The 17,628-nt window shown below is 50.6% G+C and carries 20 protein-coding genes; 16 read left to right on the forward strand and 4 right to left on the reverse strand.

Annotated features, from left to right (window positions below):
* The first annotated feature begins 77 nt into the window (after positions 1 to 77).
* From tnpA to tnpC, 3 genes are read left to right on the forward strand one after another with little or no spacing between them, the layout of a single operon-like run.
* The gene (tnpA, locus tag C0068_RS14610; protein WP_103682445.1) at positions 78 to 377 is read left to right on the forward strand and encodes an IS66 family insertion sequence element accessory protein TnpA; all 300 of its coding nucleotides are present in this window, start codon (positions 78 to 80) and stop codon (positions 375 to 377) included.
* Positions 377 to 733 carry an IS66 family insertion sequence element accessory protein TnpB gene (gene tnpB, locus C0068_RS14615; RefSeq protein ID WP_103682444.1) on the forward strand — a complete coding sequence of 119 codons (357 nt, stop codon included), beginning with the start codon at positions 377 to 379 and terminating at the stop codon, positions 731 to 733. The genes tnpA and tnpB overlap by 1 nt, the downstream gene beginning before the upstream one ends.
* 24 nt (positions 734 to 757) lie before the next feature.
* Positions 758 to 2,305, forward strand: a complete 1,548-nt coding sequence (gene tnpC / locus C0068_RS14620; protein WP_103682443.1) for an IS66 family transposase — start codon at positions 758 to 760, stop codon at positions 2,303 to 2,305.
* A gap of 233 nt (positions 2,306 to 2,538) precedes the next feature.
* Here tnpC and C0068_RS14625 read toward each other — a convergent pair whose 3' ends face one another.
* Positions 2,539 to 2,778, reverse strand: coding sequence for a helix-turn-helix domain-containing protein (locus tag C0068_RS14625; RefSeq protein ID WP_103685228.1), 240 nt, complete (start codon positions 2,776 to 2,778; stop codon positions 2,539 to 2,541).
* Positions 2,779 to 2,901: 123 nt separating this feature from the next.
* On the opposite strand from C0068_RS14625, the gene C0068_RS14630 reads away from it, so the two are divergent.
* From C0068_RS14630 to C0068_RS14640, 4 genes are read left to right on the forward strand one after another with little or no spacing between them, the layout of a single operon-like run.
* Positions 2,902 to 3,138, forward strand: coding sequence for a hypothetical protein (locus C0068_RS14630; RefSeq protein ID WP_103685229.1), 237 nt, complete (start codon positions 2,902 to 2,904; stop codon positions 3,136 to 3,138).
* Positions 3,131 to 3,958, forward strand: coding sequence for an Arm DNA-binding domain-containing protein (locus tag C0068_RS14635; protein WP_199176192.1), 828 nt, complete (start codon positions 3,131 to 3,133; stop codon positions 3,956 to 3,958). The genes C0068_RS14630 and C0068_RS14635 overlap by 8 nt, the downstream gene beginning before the upstream one ends.
* Positions 3,936 to 4,376, forward strand: a complete 441-nt coding sequence (locus C0068_RS19580; RefSeq protein WP_233208829.1) for a tyrosine-type recombinase/integrase — start codon at positions 3,936 to 3,938, stop codon at positions 4,374 to 4,376. Before C0068_RS14635 ends, C0068_RS19580 begins: the two co-directional genes overlap by 23 nt.
* Positions 4,376 to 4,924 carry a hypothetical protein gene (locus tag C0068_RS14640; protein ID WP_103685230.1) on the forward strand — a complete coding sequence of 183 codons (549 nt, stop codon included), beginning with the start codon at positions 4,376 to 4,378 and terminating at the stop codon, positions 4,922 to 4,924. The genes C0068_RS19580 and C0068_RS14640 overlap by 1 nt, the downstream gene beginning before the upstream one ends.
* Before the next feature lie 320 nt (positions 4,925 to 5,244).
* Here C0068_RS14640 and C0068_RS14645 read toward each other — a convergent pair whose 3' ends face one another.
* Positions 5,245 to 5,565 (reverse strand): 2Fe-2S iron-sulfur cluster-binding protein, encoded by a 321-nt coding sequence (locus tag C0068_RS14645; RefSeq protein WP_103685231.1) that lies wholly within the window; start codon positions 5,563 to 5,565, stop codon positions 5,245 to 5,247.
* Between the two features lie 136 nt (positions 5,566 to 5,701).
* A complete protein-coding gene (locus tag C0068_RS14650; RefSeq protein ID WP_103685232.1) occupies positions 5,702 to 6,709 on the reverse strand; it encodes a Rieske 2Fe-2S domain-containing protein in 1,008 nt (335 codons plus the stop codon).
* A 285-nt stretch (positions 6,710 to 6,994) separates the two neighbouring features.
* Between C0068_RS14650 and C0068_RS14655 the strand changes: the two genes are divergently transcribed.
* Complete coding sequence (locus tag C0068_RS14655) at positions 6,995 to 7,660, forward strand: TetR/AcrR family transcriptional regulator (RefSeq protein ID WP_146047909.1); 666 nt, start codon at positions 6,995 to 6,997, stop codon at positions 7,658 to 7,660.
* 89 nt (positions 7,661 to 7,749) lie between these two features.
* On the opposite strand, the gene C0068_RS14660 is transcribed toward C0068_RS14655, so the two are convergent.
* Positions 7,750 to 9,381: an AMP-binding protein gene (locus C0068_RS14660; protein ID WP_103685234.1), complete on the reverse strand. Its 1,632-nt coding sequence runs from the start codon at positions 9,379 to 9,381 to the stop codon at positions 7,750 to 7,752.
* 272 nt (positions 9,382 to 9,653) lie between these two features.
* On the opposite strand from C0068_RS14660, the gene C0068_RS14665 reads away from it, so the two are divergent.
* The 8 genes from C0068_RS14665 (at position 9,654) to C0068_RS14700 (ending at position 17,624) form a co-directional block, all read left to right on the forward strand.
* Entirely contained in the window at positions 9,654 to 10,022 is a 369-nt protein-coding gene (locus tag C0068_RS14665; protein WP_103685235.1) for a Zn-ribbon domain-containing OB-fold protein, read from the forward strand.
* 73 nt (positions 10,023 to 10,095) lie between these two features.
* Entirely contained in the window at positions 10,096 to 10,869 is a 774-nt protein-coding gene (locus C0068_RS14670) for an SDR family NAD(P)-dependent oxidoreductase (protein WP_103685236.1), read from the forward strand.
* 10 nt (positions 10,870 to 10,879) lie between these two features.
* Complete coding sequence (locus C0068_RS14675; protein ID WP_103685237.1) at positions 10,880 to 11,950, forward strand: acyl-CoA dehydrogenase family protein; 1,071 nt, start codon at positions 10,880 to 10,882, stop codon at positions 11,948 to 11,950.
* The gene (locus C0068_RS14680; protein WP_103685238.1) at positions 11,947 to 13,137 is read left to right on the forward strand and encodes an acyl-CoA dehydrogenase family protein; all 1,191 of its coding nucleotides are present in this window, start codon (positions 11,947 to 11,949) and stop codon (positions 13,135 to 13,137) included. The genes C0068_RS14675 and C0068_RS14680 overlap by 4 nt, the downstream gene beginning before the upstream one ends.
* Positions 13,138 to 13,179: 42 nt before the next feature.
* Positions 13,180 to 14,409, forward strand: coding sequence for a CaiB/BaiF CoA transferase family protein (locus C0068_RS14685; protein ID WP_103685239.1), 1,230 nt, complete (start codon positions 13,180 to 13,182; stop codon positions 14,407 to 14,409).
* Positions 14,406 to 15,560: an acyl-CoA dehydrogenase family protein gene (locus tag C0068_RS14690; RefSeq protein ID WP_103685240.1), complete on the forward strand. Its 1,155-nt coding sequence runs from the start codon at positions 14,406 to 14,408 to the stop codon at positions 15,558 to 15,560. Before C0068_RS14685 ends, C0068_RS14690 begins: the two co-directional genes overlap by 4 nt.
* A gap of 33 nt (positions 15,561 to 15,593) precedes the next feature.
* Positions 15,594 to 16,640 carry an acyl-CoA dehydrogenase family protein gene (locus C0068_RS14695; RefSeq protein WP_103685241.1) on the forward strand — a complete coding sequence of 349 codons (1,047 nt, stop codon included), beginning with the start codon at positions 15,594 to 15,596 and terminating at the stop codon, positions 16,638 to 16,640.
* A gap of 183 nt (positions 16,641 to 16,823) precedes the next feature.
* Complete coding sequence (locus tag C0068_RS14700) at positions 16,824 to 17,624, forward strand: enoyl-CoA hydratase (RefSeq protein ID WP_103685242.1); 801 nt, start codon at positions 16,824 to 16,826, stop codon at positions 17,622 to 17,624.
* Positions 17,625 to 17,628: the final 4 nt, after the last annotated feature.

Below are 17,628 nucleotides of genomic sequence, written 5' to 3' on the forward strand. Positions count from 1 at the left end.
GTAAGCGCTCAATAAACCCCATCTAATAATTTCGTCGCGGTAGATTTACTCTTCAGTTTTAAGCTGAGGAGTCGTCCATGAACACAATCAACAAAACACAATTCTGGCAAGACCACGTCTCTGCTTGGCAAGGCAGCAACCTATCTCAAGCTGCGTATTGCAAGCAGCATGAGATCAAGTTTCACAACTTTGCTTATTGGCGTAATCGGCTGAGCCCCGCAAAAGAACCGGCTGCGAAATTAATGAAGCTGGGCGGTATGCCGACCTCATCTCGTATGATCATGAATTTGCCGCTGGGCGTTCGATTGGAATTATCCGCCAACGATTTGCCTGTTGTCTTGCCCGTGGTACTACATATCCTGCGGGAGTCGAACTGATGCTGCGGCCGACCTCCCATGTTGAGGTCTATTTGTACATGGCTCCGGTGGATATGCGCAAGTCCATCAACGGATTGGCCGCGCTGGTTGAAACCGAGCTGGCGCTCTCGCCGATGATGGAGGTGCTATTTGTATTTTGTAATCGTGGCCGGGATAAAATCAAACTTCTGTATTGGGAGCGAAACGGTTTTGTGGTCTGGTATAAGCGCCTAGAAAAGCAGCGCTTTAAATGGCCTCGCCAATGCGAATCCGGCTATGAATTACGCGATGGTCGCGACTTAAACTTTTTGCTTGATGGCTTGGATATTTGGCGCAATAAACCGCATGAAACCTTGTATTTTGATTCGGTTAGCTGACTCACTTTTGATATAATACACAGCATGACACCGCCTCCCACCAACACACTTCCCGATGATATTTCTGCACTCAAAGCTTTGCTGTTTGAGAAAGAACTTCGCCTCAATGAGAAGGATAAACGCATCTCGTTACTCGAAGAGCAAGTGCGTTTACTCAGGCATAAACGCTTTGCGGCCAGTAGCGAGAAGTCGGACGAACAGGCCGAGCTGTTTAATGAAGCCGAAGCGGCTGAGCCTGCTTCTGAAGACGACCTTAGCGAAAACACGGATGACGCCGAAACCGAAACGATCCAATACGAGCGTCGCAAATCTCGTGGTCGTAAATCGTTGCCTGCTGACTTGCCTCGCGTCCGTATCGAACATGACCTGTCTGATGTAGAGAAAGTCTGTGACTGCGGTTGTGCGCTAACGCATATTGGCGAAGACACCAGCGAGCAGTTGGATATCATTCCCGCAACCGTCCAAGTCTTAGTACACGCCCGACTGAAATACGCCTGCAAAGCGTGTGAGTCGACAGTATGTACCGCCGCATTACCCGCACAGCCCATTCCAAAGAGCAATGCGAGCCCAGGCCTACTGGCGTATATCGCTACCGCGAAATACCAAGATGCGCTGCCGCTGCACCGCCAAGAAGCCATCTTCAAACGGATGGAAATTGATATCCCCCGCAACACCCTCGCGAATTGGATGATGCGCAGCGGCGAATTGATCGCGCCACTCATCACCCAGCTTGATCACGAGCTTCGCCGAGGCAAAATCATCCAGTGCGACGAAACGCCGCTTCAGGTATTAAACGAACCGGACAGGCCCGCGAGTAGCCAATCGTATATGTGGGTCAGGCGTAGTGGCGCCCCAGATCACCCCATCGTGTTGTATGACTATGCGCCGAGTCGCGCTGGCAGCGTGGCGAAGAACTTACTCACGGGTTTTAGTGGTTATCTGCAAACCGATGACTATGCAGGCTACCATGCCGTCGGCCGCCAAGAAGATATTAGCCATGTGGGGTGCTGGGCACACGCACGCCGTAAATTCATTGATGCCCAAAAGGCGGCTATCTCCAAAGACAAAAAGACTACCCGCACCGGCAAGGCCGATGTGGCCATTAACTATATTGCCAAGCTGTATGCTATCGAAAAGCAGGCGAAGGACGCGAGCAGCGAAGCCCGTCACCAGCTGCGACAAGACAAAAGCGTTCCGATCCTCAATGCCCTTAGGGAGTGGTTGGACAAAACTTTACACAGTACCTTGCCCAAAGGCCTGCTGGGTACCGCACTGGGTTATCTCAATAAAAATTGGGAAAAGTTGATTCGATACACGGAAGATGGTGACGTGAATATTGATAACAACCTTGCCGAGAATGCCATCCGGCCTTTTGTTATAGGTCGCAAGAACTGGCTGTTTAGCGCAACGCCTAGAGGTGCTCATACCAGCGCCGCTATTTATAGTTTAATCGAAACGGCAAAAGCCAATGGCCTTGAGCCTTACGTGTATTTGTGCAAAGTCTTTAATCAATTACCAAGTATGACAACAACCGAAGAATTACAGGCATTGTTGCCGTGGGCAAACGCCTAATACAGAAAAGTAGCAGGAAGGCAGTCGCCTTCTTGGCAACGCCATCCAATCCCTTGCTGCCCCTCATCCTTGAGATTACCTTCCATGCTGTAGACTCATCCAGAGCCTGTAGAAAACTATAGGTGCATTATCTGAGTTTGCAAATAATTAATTGGGCGGGGTTTGTTGAGCGCTTACAAATCTGTGACAAAAAATTATTTCTACCTCAGGTTAAAAAGTACTGATTTGACCTGTTAGTCATCACTTGTCACGCTATTGTTAGAGCGCACTAAAAGGTCACCAATATCACAATCAAAGTACTCACAAAGCCGATCAATAATGTCGAGCGTTGGGTTGTAGCCTCTATTCTTACCAATTTTTGAAAGTGTCGCTCGGTGAATTCCAGTAGCCTCGGATATCTCTACCATAGTGGCAGATTTACCCTCGCGAAACTCTTTGTCTGCAAGCATTTCCTTTAAACGGACTCTGATCATGTTAATAAATTGGCCTATAAGCTAATTAATGTGTTGACATGCGTCTTATTGTGCGTATATCCTGCAAACAAGTTGGCGTATAGGCTAACTTTTGACTGGATAGGCAACTTAGAGGAAATATACATGAGTTATACGTACCTTACTACTGATGCGCTAGCAGCTCGAATTCATTACGAGCCGACAACAATTCGTTCTTGCCTTAAGGATTCGGTTTTATTCGAAGGAACGCACTATATCCGTCCTTTTGGAGGCAGAAAGATTCTTTATATTTGGGAGAACATTGAGCGTGATATGACTGCGGCTTCAAATGCAGATCTTATTTCAATTCCTCTTGCTTCGGGAGGTGTTTGCAATGTCTAAGATTAGCGTTAGAAAAGAAACCGGAACTCTTCTTTTTGATTTTAATTATCGGGGTTCTCGCTGCCGGGAACAAACCACCCTCAAGGATACAAAAGCTAATCGCCGTAAAATGGAAAAAGTTCTCGAGCGTATTGAGCGTGAAATTGTGGCGGGAACATTTGATTACGGTACGTTCTTTCCAGGTAGTAACAGGGCAAGTCAGTTTGGAGCCCGCCCATCGACTGCTTCGGTTGATGTAGTACCTAGTGTGGGTGGCGGAGGTGATATAGCCGCGCCTTTAATGCCAGCAGCGGTGCTAGAACGTGCTACGCCTACCTTTTCTGAGTTCACCGAAATTTGGTTAGCAGAAAATGACGCAGTCTGGCGCAGGAACACCATGATATCCACAAAGGTACATGTTAACGGTTATTTGTTACCACGCTTTGCTGACAAGCAGATGCATCAGATTCTGAAAGCAGACTGTTTGGCGTTTCGGGCTGATATCGCTAAGACCGGTGGCAGTATGAAGAAGCGAACGCTTTCTGCAAAAACTGTTAATGAAATTATGCAGATTCTGGGTGCCATACTTGCCGAGGGGGCTGATCGTTACGAATTTCCCAATCCGATGCAAAACGTAAAGCGTCTCAAGACGCAGAAGGTGCATATCGACCCGCTGTCGTTTGATGAAGTTGAGAAGTTTATTGTCAATGTTCGTCCAGATTATAAACCGTACTTTACCGTCCGCTTTTTTACGGAGTTGCGAACTGGCGAAGTCCACGGTCTTCAAGTGGCGAAATATCGATTTCGAGCGGCGAGAAATCTTAGTTCGGGAGACCTTTAGTCATTTGGGGCGGGAGTACACCAAAAACGATGGCTCGCAACGTGAAGTCCACATGTCAGAACCGGTGTACCAAGCTCTTAAAGAGCAACAAAGAGCAACCGGTCATCTTAGTGAGTATGTGTTCTGCACCGGAGCCGGTACGCCGATAGACCCTCTGAACGTAAACAAGCGCGTGTGGAAGCCCACATTGAAATTGCTCGGGATGAAAGACCGCCGTTTTTACCAAACCCGTCACACGGCAGCAACACTTTGGTTAGCCTCCGGCGAATCACCCGAATGGATAGCGAGACAAATGGGGCATGCCAGTACGGAGATGTTATTTAAAGTCTACTCGCGCTACGTTCCCAATCTAACCCGTCAAGATGGTTCGGCCTTTGAGCGGCTGCTGTTACAGCGAATGGGAGGGGGAGTGGAATAATGAAAACATTAACAAAAGAAACGGCAGGTTCATTGGCAAAAGTACTTAATAGTCAACTATCAACGATTCATAGCGATGATATGGTCGCGATTCTTGGTGTTGGGCGTGAATCACATAATGAAGGTGCCATTCAATCTTGGCTGCTGTCTCGTTTTGCAGATATTGATGTTAGTCATCCGAACATGATTCTGGAAAGTGCTTCAGAGGTATTAAATCAGCACCTCACTGATTTACGAATGGAAGTGATGGGCGGTTCAATTTCTGAAATACAGGCACCACATGATTTTGTACAAATAAAACTATTAAGCGATCAAGAATTACGGCGAATTGCGCGCGCAATATACTTTTTGATATTTGGATACGGGTCAAGATCTGGCATTGATTCATTGATCAATTTAGCGATAGGTGGTCGAGGTAATTCCATTGATCAAATTGCTAGTTGGATTTCCGTGCAGGGAAAGACCTATACCTATTTCCCGAGTGAGCTAACGCTCTCGCTCGCGCAGCGCTTGATGGAAAAGCTCAAGCGAATAGATGAATCATATTGATACGCACGACTGTTCGGGTGCATTATCTCATAGGTTCGACATAAAATTTTTGGTAAGTAATGTTGGGATATTTTCTTTATGTATCACCGTTGGTGGTACTAAGAATATGGAATTATCGAGGGTGCTGGCGCTGAAGAGGTCGCAAACTATAAAGGCGATATTGCGTGATCGGCTGAAGCTACCAAAATTGAAGTTGGAAGCTTGCTCAGAGTGTAGGTTTTCTTCAAAAATGACGGCCTATCTAATAATGAAGTATTGGATCTGTGGCCTGCCATTAAGATCTTACTGCGCATGCTAGTGGTGAGAGAATGATATGGTATTTAATATTGCGATTCTGGAAGATGTACTACCATACCATCAAGTTCATTGCTGATATTGACTTGGCAAGCTAGGCGACTATTTTTTGCTGGGTCTAGGGCGCATTCCAGCATCTCTTGCTCAATTTCATCCGGCGTCCCTGATTTAGCTAGCCAGTCTTCAGCTATATAGCAGTGACAGGTAGCGCAACTGCAGGAGCCGCCGCATTCTCCAAGTATTTCATCGATGCCATTGTCTAGTGCGACTTGCATTAGATTACTGCCAGAGTCAGCGTTGACTTCGCGAACATCGCCGTTTACGGATATAAATTTTATTAGGGCCATCGCTGGGTTCTCTTGTCAAAAAAATATTTAATAATTTCTGCATTACTTAATATTTAAATCCTGGTTGAAGGGGCGTGCAGCTAGGCTGAAATGAGAAAACATTAATAGGTCAGGTGTCGCTGCGGCGATACTTCAACTAATCTACCTGCTCCGCAGGAGGGAGGTCGTAAAAACCGGCCTGCCATTTTCTTAGCATGTTAAAGGCTTTTACGTCTTGCTTGGCGAGCATGGGACGGTCGACATATTTTTGATGGCGCCAAACAAGTAAGTCTTCGTCTACGGTAGTAAGAATTTCGTTTTTGATACGTTCTTGAATGACGAGAGGCATATCGCCCGCTTCACCGTCCTTACGTTCCCACCAAATTGTATTGAATAGTTCTGATGTTTCATCGTCGATTGGTGTTGCTGAAAAGAGCACACGGTAGTTGTAAGCGCCTTTGAATACATTGAAAGAGCAACCGACGCCACTGGTGCGCGTGTCAAAGGTCATTTCGATGTTATTGGTTCGAACTGACTTAAATCCGAAAAGCGTTCTAAAGACAGAATCGTTTTCGCGAATGTCCATCTCTAGCAACATTGGGTCTAATGGGGAGTCATGAACATAGCGAAAGTGCATTGAATCAACACTGTTCTCGAAGGTAATTTGCGGATGAACAGGCTCGTTAGGCCAGCGCCGAGTGCCATGTGGGTATATGGGATAAAATTCAGATTCGTCGCGATCGGAGAACTCACGGAAACTATCAAACATATGAGGCAGTTCCCAGCGAGGCGCAGAGCCGGTGGGGTCGTGCCACATAAAGACACAGCCATGCTGTTCAGTAACATGCCACGTCTTTATACGTTTGTTAATGGTATTTTCCTGGTAAGGAATTTCAACATTCTTGCCTTCGCCGTTCCATACCCAGCCGTGATAGGGGCAGGTTACGCAATTGCCTTTAACCTTGCCTCCGTGACCGAGGTGGGCGCCCATATGGTGGCAGTGGGCATTCATTAATCGCAGCTCACCATCTTCACCGCGAAAAGCAACTAGATCTTCGCCAAAATAACGTAATGGCTTGACTTCGCCTGCAGGGATTTCACCACTCCACGCAATTTGGAACCAGCCGACCGGCTTCATTGAAAAAGGCAGTTCTTTTAAATTCATGACTTAAACTCCGTTAACAGGTAGCCCCTGTTTGGGCGGTGTATTTTTTAGCTATGGCGCTGAATAAAACTAATATACCATCAGTTATTTTGGCTATCAAGGATTGCTGGTCGGAATTTTGTTAGCTATTCATCCTACGGTTTGTAAATTTATTACCTGAGCGTAGCTGTATTAGGGATTCTGCAGATGAGTAGCAATTTAGAGTTTTGTGGCAAGCTGCGATTTTTATTACAATTTGATGTAATATTAAGTTTCATTGTGTATGTTTTTTGGGCGTCCTAGAGAATGCGAACAGTAGTTACTACAAATAATCACGGCCAGTCGCTGGGTCGTAAAGGAGCGGAAACCCGCAAGCGGTTAATGGATGCGGCGCGTAAATTATTGAAATCGGGCTCTCCGGTAGAATTGACTGCGGTGTCAATTGCTAAGCGGGCAAAGTCATCTTCAGCCACTTTTTATCTCTATTTTTCTGATGTGCGGGGCATTTTACTTGCCTTAACTGAAGAGGCAGAGTCAGATATGCAGGCAGTGCACAATATCTTGGATGAACCTTGGGATCCTAAAATATTAGATGTTGAGCACTCCCGTCGGGTCGTAAATGCCTTTGTGTCGGTTTGGGATAAGCATCGCGAAGTTTTGCGCTACCGGAACTTAGAAGCGGATCGCGGTGATCCCGTTTTTGAGAATATTCGTTTGCGGACATCGGTACGGATTGTAAATCGCTTTGCCGAGCATATTGTCGCTGCTTACCCTGAAAATAGTGGTGGCACTAAAACCACTGCCCAGGCCGATGCCTCGGTATTGGTAGCGGCAATGGAGCGTTTGGCGGCAACCGATCCCAAATCAGTTGAGCGTGGTGTGGGGGCCGACGAAATGTGGGGTGCAATGACGCGTATTATTGCAAGAACTCTCAGTGCACCACCGAGTCCAGCGGATTTTATGCAGGAATAGCAGTTTAATTAATACCGTTAATATGGTTATTGCTTAATAAAAAACCGACGCTAGCAATAACGTCGGTTTTTTTATATCAAAAGCAGGTGTTAGCGCTTCTTGAGCTGAAACCCAGCTTTTTCACGGTCCCAGGTATTTGCGGTAACGCCTTCGTCACGCAGCTTGTATTTGAGAATACGGCCTACGGGGCTGCGGGGCATCTCAGCGCTGCTGCGAAATTCAAAGTAGCGCGGAACGGCAAAATAAGGCAGTTGTTCTGCCGACCAAGCGCATAGCTCTTCTTCTGTAAGGTTGCTGCCTTCTTTTACAGTAAGCGTAACTTTCAAGTCATCCTCAGTAAGTTCTGACAATACCGCATGAGCGGCGACATCTTCTATCGCGGGGTGACTGCGAAAGGCTGATTCCACTTCGAAGCTAGAGATGTTCTCGCCACGACGGCGCAAATAATCTTTTTTGCGGTCAACAAAATAGAAATAGCCATTTTCGTCGAACTTGCCGATGTCGCCAGTGTGGAACCACATATTTTGGTAGACCTTTAAGGTGTCTTCTGGCCGTTTCCAGTAACCCTGGAACATTACATTGGGACGCAGTGGCCGCACGATCACTTCCCCAGATTCGCCCTCGGGTACTTCAATACCGTTGTCGTCGATAATGCGCACATCAAAGCTGTCGTTACGCATGCCGGAGCAGTCTCCAGGCACTTGAATACCCAGTGGCACAGAGGTAACTAATGAGCATTCGGTCAGGCCAAAGCCTGGGCAGGCGGTGTGTTTGGCGCCAAAGCGCTTTTTCCACGCCTGTTGTAATTTGTCGGGAAAGGGGGCGCCGCCAACAATGGAAATTTGCCCGAAGCAGCGCTTTTCGGCTTCGTTTTCTGGCGCGCCGAGCAACATGGGAAACATGGAGCCGAGCAAGGTGGTGTAGTTGGCGCCGGTTCGCTCAATTTCAGGCCAAAAATTAGATACAGAAAAACGTGGATAAATCGCGATACGGCCACCGTGCATAAGTTCGCAAATCACATTGCTTACCGCATTAAAGTGGAATAACGGTAGGGCTGTCCAGCTCACCGTCTCAGCGCTGCGACCAGTACCTTCGCTGACAACACGTGCCAAATTGCAGGCGTAGTTGTGGCTGACCATGCAGCCTTTGGATGGGCCAGTGGTACCGCCGGTATAAATCAACATCGCCAAATCTGCGGGGCCTACCTCAACTTGGGGGTCGCTGCTGTCATCAGACAATAACTGTTCCCAGCTCATTACTTGACCGCCGAAACTAGCGCTTGGCGCGGTCCCGCGATGAACTAGGGTTTTTACGCTCGGCAGTTGCTCACCAATGGCGATAACGCGGTCGGCGTAATCACTCTCGGCAATCACCACGCTGGCGTCGCTGTCACCCAATTGGTGGCGCAGGAACTCGCCTTTGTAGGCCGTATTAATGGGTACAGAGATGGCGCCAAGCTTATTGATGGCCAGCCAAATAAAAACAGCGTCTTCACTATTATCGAGTAGCGTGGCGACGGTATGGCCTTTTTTGATACCTAGGGCGGTTAAACCGTTGGCAAGTCGGCACGCCTGCTTGTCGATGTCAGCGACGCTGAATTTCTTGCCAAGAAAATCTAAAAACTCTCTATCAGGATTGGCTTCAAGTGCCCGCCGAAGCACGGCGTTAATCGTATCCTGCTGCTCACTTCCCCATGGTGTGGGCGACTTTTCATTTGTCATTGTCTGGCTTCCCGCAGTTGACGTTGTTATCGAACACCCATAAACTAACACATAGTCATTTATTGGTGCAAATATCACTGCACTTGTTTAGACTCATTAGCAGCTCGGCGCGACACCCGTCGAGGTTTCGTCAGCGCAGTAGTTACATAAAATATAGTTTGCTGTTGGTGAATTTAAAGTATTTTTCATGATTTTAGCGGTCAAGTTCCGTTAATTCGAGTTAAAACAGCAAGGCGCATAAGTGCGGTCTTGCCTTGAGTGGAGAGCGTCCCATGGCTGAAATTCGTCCCGATCTCGAATACCTCAGTTTTCTGAATGAGGGTAAGTTTTGTATTCAGCGCAGCAGCGGCAGCGGCAAATATGTGTTTTATCCGCGCACCATTGCGCCGGGCAGTGGCCTTGATGACTTGGAGTGGGTCGAGGCGGATGGTCGCGGCACGGTCTATTCAACAACCACAGTTCGCGCTCGTCCACCTAAAAGTGACTACAACGTGTCTTTGATTCAGTTACAGGAAGGCCCGCGCATGATGAGCCGCGTTGAAGGTGTCGCGCCGGATGCGGTTTGTATCGGTATGCCTGTTAAAGCACGAATTTTGATCGAGGGCGACGAGCCGCCCTACATCGTATTTGATCCAGCCTAAGCCGGGTCACCACTTTATGGTGGTCGTTTGGCGGGGCCAAACCCACCCAAATACTTAAGTAAGGGAGAAGAATATGAACAACCCAATGTCAATGGAAGGCCGTGTCATTATGGTAACGGGGGCCGGTCAGGGAATTGGCTTGGCCCTGAGCCGTCAATTACTCGACCTAGGCGCCAAAGTGGCGGGTGTTGATATGAATGCCGATACCTTAAATGGCGTGGCTAGCGATCTAGGTGAAGGCTTTTTGGCCCTGCCCGGCAGCGTTACCGACGTGAATTTTGCGGCAGAGGCGGTGACCCGCACAGTTGAGCATTTCGGTTCATTAAATGGCCTTATCAACAACGCAGGTATCACCCGCCCAGCGATGATCGAAAAAATGTCGATTGAAGCGTGGCAGTCGGTGATCGACGTTAATTTGAGCGGTTCAGTGTACTTTATGCAGGCGGTAGGTCGGCATATGTTGGCTGAGGCCAAAGCGGGTAACAAAGAGCCTGGCGCCATTGTGAATATCGCCTCTGACGCGGGTCGTCGCGGCAGCTTAGGCCAAATTAACTACGCCTCCGCCAAGGCCGGTATTTTTGGCGCCACCATGACTGCAGCGCGGGAGTGGGCCAAATTTAATATTCGTTGTAACGCAGTGTGTTTTGGCGTGGTTGCCACCGCCATGACCGAAACCGTGCGTAACGACGAGCGTTTTGCTGACAATTACCTTGCTCAGATTCCTTTGGGCCGTTGGTCCTCACCAGAAGAAGTGGCCAAGCCGGTGTGTTTCTTATTGTCTGATGCGGCGTCTTATATCACCGGCCAGATTTTGTCTGTGAACGGTGGTTTCACTATCGCAATGTAAGGTATTTGAAATGCAGGAAATGGACGAATTTATCGCGATGTTACGCGATAGCGCCGAGGGCTTTTTGGCTGATTTTCAGGCCTCGCCTGGCGCTAAAACCGAAATTGCTGTGCCGCGCCCGCTCAATCGCGAACTGTGGACTGCCATGGCCGAGTTGGGTTGGTTGGGACTGTTATTGCCAGAGTCGCAGGGCGGTTTAGCTTTGCCAGTATCGGCGGCGGCTGAGTTGGCAGACGTCATGGGCCGTTATCGTTTTCCGGTGCCGTATATCGAAGCGGCGATTATGCCTGCGCAAATATTGGCGGCGGCAGATAACGAGGCCTTGGCCGCAGAACTTATCAGCGGTGAAACTTTGTTCAGCCTAGCGTGGCAAGATCGCGCTGGGAGCGATGCGGCCTTTGCGGCGTGCGTCTTGAGCGATGGTCAAATCAGCGGTCAAAAAAGTTTTGTGGCGGCGGTCGAGCCGGGCAGTCAATTGCTGGTGTGTGTTAGCAGCGTTAATGGCCCTGCCATTGTGCTGGTAAACAGCGATGCCGACGGCATCACCGCTCAGCGCAGTGCCACTGCGTCGGGGAGTTTTTGTCAGCTCAGTTTCGACAAGGTTACCTGCACGCCATTATTGGCTGGTACAGGTGCAGAGCAGGCTTTGGCCTCGGCCATAGCGGCGGGACGCTTATTGGCGAGTGCCTTCCTCAGCGGTTTGTCCCGCGCCTGTTTGCGCGACACGGTGGATTATCTTAATCAGCGCCAGCAGTTTGGCCGAAAATTGTCGAGTTTTCAGAGTGTCTCCCACCGCTGCGTGGATATGCATATTCATATTGAGCTTGCAGAGGCAGTATGGCGAGTCGCCGCCGAGGCTGGCGATGAAGCAAGCTTAAGCGCCGCCAAGGCCCGTGCCAGCGATACCGCCCAAGATGTTTGCCGTCAGGCTGTGCAGCTGCATGGCGCGATGGGCTTTACCGAGGAGTGCTCGGTGGGTGAATACCTGCGCTTGGCGCTCCAATACGGCAATTGGCTGGGCAGCGCTAAAAGCATGCGCCGCGCGTTTCAATCGGCACGCACAGCGGAGGCCTTGGCATGAATAGCTTAAATGTAAATCGCGATGAAATGGATGATGCCGATTTTCGCGCTGAATTTCGCGCATTTTTGGCAGAGCATTATCCCGCAGAACTGAAGCAAGATTTTCATCGGCCCTTCCGTCGTTTGCGTGGCGAACCCGCTAATGACTGGCAGCGAACGTTGCAGAAGCATGGTTGGCGCGCGCCGGCATGGCCTCGGGAAAGTGGCGGTATGGGATTGTCGTTCCGCAAGCAGCTGATTTATCACGAAGAGCTGGAGCACGCGGGGGTGGCGCGCATTATCGATCTGGGCGAAACCCAACTCGGCCCCACCATTATTAAAATGGGCAGCCCTGAGCAGAGCGAGTATTACCTACCGCGCATACTTAACTGCGAGCATGTGTGGTGTCAGGGTTATTCCGAACCCAATGCCGGTTCTGATCTGGCGAGTTTGCGCACCAGCGCCGAATTAGATGGCGACGAGTTTGTGGTGAATGGCCAAAAAATTTGGACTACTCACGCCAATGACTCCACCCATATTTTTACCTTGGTGCGCACCGGTAAGTTTGAAAAGAAACAGCAGGGCATTAGCTTTTTGCTGATTGATCTCGACACTCCTGGTATCTCAATTCGACCGATTATTAATTTGGCGGGCGAAGACGAGTTTTGCGAAGTCTTCTTTGAAAATGTTCGGGTGCCAAAGGCCAATTTGGTTGGCGAATTACATCAGGGCTGGACGGTTGCTAAAGCTTTGCTCGGTTACGAGCGGGTGTGGATTGGCAGCCCGGCACTGGCTGGCAAAGCTCTCGCCCTTGGCGAACATCTGGTGCAGCAATTGGGCTTGGAGGACGACCGCGGGGTAATGGATGAATTGGCGCAGTTGCAAGCGGATCTCCACGACTACCGTCTGCTTTACTCCCGCACCTGCGACGCTATTGCCGACAGTGGTAAAGCGCCGGGGCCAGAGGTGTCGATGCTCAAGGTTTACGCCTCGGAGTTACTGCATCGCCTGACGGAATTCAATGTTGAGATTGGTGCTGAGTATGGTGCAGTGGTGGGCGATGTCGAGATTGGCGGCGTTTCAACTGCGGATATGCAGGCAGATTTATATTGGCAATTAATGATGGCGCGTCCAGTCACCATATTTGCCGGTGCCAATGAAATACAGCGAGATATTCTCGCCAAAACTGTTCTCGGCCTGCAGGCCTGATCTGGATGCCGACACAATGATCGGCAGCAAAGGAGTATGAAGATGTTAAATAAGGGCGCACTTAGTGGTATCCGCGTACTTGATATGACTCGGGTTGTTGCCGGTCCTTACGCAGGCCAAATTTTGGGTGATCTTGGCGCCGAAGTCGTCAAGATTGAACGCAAAGGTGAGGGCGATGACTGCCGTCGCGTTGGCCCGCCGTGGATGGACAATGAGCTTGGCCGCCAAGGCCAAGACTCTACCTATTACCAATCGGTGAATCGCAATAAAAGCTCAATCTCAGTGGATTTTGCCACCGAAGCCGGTGCCGATTTAATTCGCCAATTGGCGGCCAATGCCGATGTCCTCGTAGAAAACTACCGCAGCGGCACCTTGGCGCGCTACGGCTTGGGTTATGAAGAACTTAAAGCCATTAATCCCAAATTGATTTACTGCTCGGTGACCGGCTTTGGCCAAACCGGCCCCTATGCTGGCCGCTCGGGCTATGACTACTTGGTTCAGGCCATGGCGGGGCTGATGTCGGTAACTGGTCATCACGACGGCGAACCGGGTGACGGACCAATGCGGGTTGGCGTACCCATTGCTGATATTTGCGCGGGCTTGTACGCGGCGATCTCGGTATTGGCGGCGCTCAATTACCGCAATGTGAGTGGCGAGGGACAATACATTGATGTGTCACTATTCGATTCGCAATTATCAGCAATGCTTAATACCTTTTCTGGCTGGTTTAACGGCGGCACGGCATTGGGCCGCACCGGCAACGATCACCCCAGCGCCGCGCCTTATGGCGTATTCCCAGTAGACGATGGCTTTATTTTGATTGCCACCTTCAACGACCGTGAATTTGTGCGTTTGTCGGCGGTGCTTGGTCATGCCGAATGGGCCACCGACACCCGCTTCTGCAGCATGGGTGCGCGGGTTGCCAACCGTGAAGAACTGAAAGCCCTCGTCACCGAGGCGTTAAAAGGCAAAACCAAGGCCGAGTGGGTAGAAATTCTCAATGCCGGTACGGTGTCCTGTGGCGGCATTAATGAAATGGCCGATCTTGAAAAAGACCCCCAAGTGCTGGCCCGTGAATTGATTGTCAGTCAAGAGCATCCCACTAACGGCACCATTCGCAGCGCCGCTAGCCCTATGCGCTTTTCGGCGTCGCCGGTGACCTATCGTCAGGCGCCGCCACTATTGGGCGAGCACAACGAACAGATTCTGTCGTCTTGGTTGGGCTTTGACGAAGCGCAAATCAAAGCCCTGCAAGCGCAGGGGGCTATATGAGCGCAGCGTATCGTTTTACCCCTTTTGAATTACCGCCAGAAACCGTGGCCCTGCGCGCCGAGGTAAGAGCCTTTGTGCAAGAGGAAGCCAAACAGTGGAATGGTTGGCAAATAGGCCATTCCTGGACGGGCTTTGATCGTGAATTGAGCCGCAAGCTGGGCGAGCGCGGCTGGATTGGTATGACTTGGCCCAAGCAATACGGCGGCCATGAGCGCAGCGCCCTGGAACGCTATGTAGTATTGGAAGAGCTGCTCGCAGCGGGCGCGCCAGTCGGCGCCCACTGGGTGGCGGATCGCCAGAGCGGGCCGCTGATTATGCGCTTGGGTACCGAGGCACAAAAAGCCAAATACCTGCCAGCGATTTGTCGCGGCGAAGCGGCGTTTTGTATTGGTTTGTCTGAGCCAGATGCGGGTTCCGATCTGGCCTCCTTGCGCTCAAAAGCCGAGCGCGTTGACGGCGGTTGGCTGCTGAATGGTCGCAAAGTTTGGACAACCTACGCCCAAGACTGCGACGTCATGATCGGTTTATTCCGCACCGGGTTTTCTGAGGAGCACGGTAAGCACAAAGGCTTGTCGCAATTTCTTATCGATTTAAAAACACCGGGAATTGAAATCAATCCGATCAAGGATTTAACCGGTGAGTCCCATTTTAATGAGATTGTTTTCGACAATGTCATGCTCGCCGAAGACGCTTTAATGGGCGTGGAAAACGGCGGTTGGGCACAGGCCAATGCCGAACTAGCCTTTGAGCGCAGCGGCCCAGACCGCTATTTAAGTTCTTTTCCCTTACTGCCCTTGGCGCTGGCTAAACTTGGTGAGTCCGTTGACGATCCGTCCATCGCTCGAGATATTGGCGCCATGGTGGCCGAGCTTACGGTGCTACGGCAAATGTCGCTGTCGATTCAAAATCAGCTGGAAAATGGCGAAACTCCATTGCAAGAAGCGGCGATCACCAAATTATTGGGCACGGGTTTAGAGCAGCGCATGCCAGGTTTGATCGCCGATATTGTCGAGGCGCAACCGCTGCGTCGTGCTGGTGATACCCTGTCGGAGGCACTGGCCTATCTTATTCAAGTTGAACCGAGTTTTTCTCTGCGTGGCGGCACCAACGAGATCATGAAAATGATTATTGCGCGTGGCATGGGCCTTTAATTCGCTTATTTAAAGAACGGAAAAAGTGCTGTTATGAACGAAATGAATATTGCCGAATTATTGGCCGACCAGCTCGAAAAACTGCTGTCGGCGCGCGTGAATGCCGAGAGTCTCGCCATCTTGGAAGCGGGCGGCGCTGATTTGTCTCTGTGGCAAGAAATCGAAGAAATGGGTGTGGCCGATGTAATGCGAACTGGTGACGACGATGCCGGTCTAGGCTGGCAGGACTGCGCCGAGTTGTTTCGCGTGCTGGGTCGCCATGCTGCGCCGCTGCCTTTGGCAGAGACTTTGTTTGCTCGTCGCCTAATGAGTCAAGCCAACTTGGGCATACCCGAAGGGCCACTGGCGCTAATCGATCCCAGTGCCAATGCCGATATTCAGCTCGATGGTTCGGGTTGTTTGCAAGGTGAAGCCGCAATGGTCAGCTGGGCGAGCTGGGCTACGCAATTGCTGGGTCTTGCTCGTCGCGGTGATGAGGCTTTCTTGTTTAGTGTTGCCGCTAGCGATGTCGCGGCGCGCCTAGAACAATGCGATAGCTTGGGGCGCGCGCCAACATCCGCCGTCGATTTCAGCGGCATTACGCCACTGGCAGTGGTGGCAATGAGCGATGCCAGCCAAATTCGCAGTGGCTTGGCTGTAATGCGCGCCTTAATGATCAGTGGCGCCTGCGACAAGGTAGTGGAATTGGCCGTGGACTACGCCAATACCCGCAAGCAGTTTGGCAAGCCAATTGGCAAGTTTCAGGCCCTGCAGCACCAATTGGCCGAGGCCAGTTGCCGTGCCGCAGCGGCGGAAATGGCCGGTAAATACGCCTGTCGCGAGCTGGATAATAATCAGTTTTTGGCTGGCGCTGCGGTGGCAAAATATACTGCCAGCGTCGCCGCTAAAGAGGTGAGCCGAATTGGCCACCAAGTATTTGGCGCTATTGGTATTACCGACGAGCACGAGCTGCATTATTACACGCGCCGTCTGTGGCAATGGCGTGCAGAGGCGGGCAATGAGCGCTACTGGTCAGAGCAGCTGGGCAATAAAGTATTGGCCGCTGGTTCAGAGCAGCTGTGGTCGTCACTAACTGCATAAGATAATTGCGCCGTAGAGATAAAAGAGCGTAGCACTGCGAATTGCCAGCGAGGCGCGCATGTGCTAATTTGAAAGCTAACACATAGTTAGTTGTTGGGGCGGCCAAGAAGTGCTGAATTCAACAGCTGCATTGATTGGACTCGGGCCACCTTGAACACCCGTCCAGCAATAACGGAGATGAGCATGGAATATAACGATATTACTTATGAAAAAACCGGCGCTGTACTGCGGGTTTGCCACAACCGTCCAGACAAGGGCAACGCCCAGTCAACGCGCTTGCTCGCCGAGCTAGACGACGCGCTGGCCCGCGCCAAGGCAGATAGCGAAGTGCGTGTTGTGATTATTGGCGGTCAGGGAAAACATTTCTCGGCGGGTCACGATCTGGCCGACGGCATGAAGCTGCGTGGTGATTACACCGTAGAGCAACACTGGCACTGGGAGCAGGAACACTTCCTTGGCAATGCCATGCGTATTTGGGATCTGCCCAAGCCTACGATTGCTGAAGTCAGCGGCGCCTGTATCGCTGGTGGTTTTATGGTCGCTAACTCTTGCGATTTGGTCATTGCCAGCGACGACGCTTACTTCTCTGATCCAGTGTTGCATTCCATGGGCGCTGCTGCGGTAGAAGCGCTGCTCCACCCTTGGGTACTGAATACCCGTAAAGCCAAAGAACTGCTGTTCACTGGCGGTAAAATCAGCGCCCAAGACGGCAAAGAGTGGGGCATGGTCAACCACGTTGTGCCCCGCGCTGAGCTGGAAGATTTCACCATGAAAATGGCTCAGCAAATTGCCAAGGCGCCGCCACACGCTACCGCCATGCTCAAGCGCTCGCTGAATCGCACCGCCGATATTCAAGGTTACCGCAATTCGCTTAACGCCCACTTCGACACTCACACGGTAAGCTCTTCTACTAAGGAGTTTTGGGATATCGTTAACCAGGGCGTAGCGAAAATGGTTTCTGAAGGCAAAAAGTCTGGCGAATAAACCA

The sequence above is a fragment of the Zhongshania marina genome (genome assembly GCF_002915595.1).
Lineage (GTDB): Bacteria > Pseudomonadota > Gammaproteobacteria > Pseudomonadales > Spongiibacteraceae > Spongiibacter > Spongiibacter marinus_B.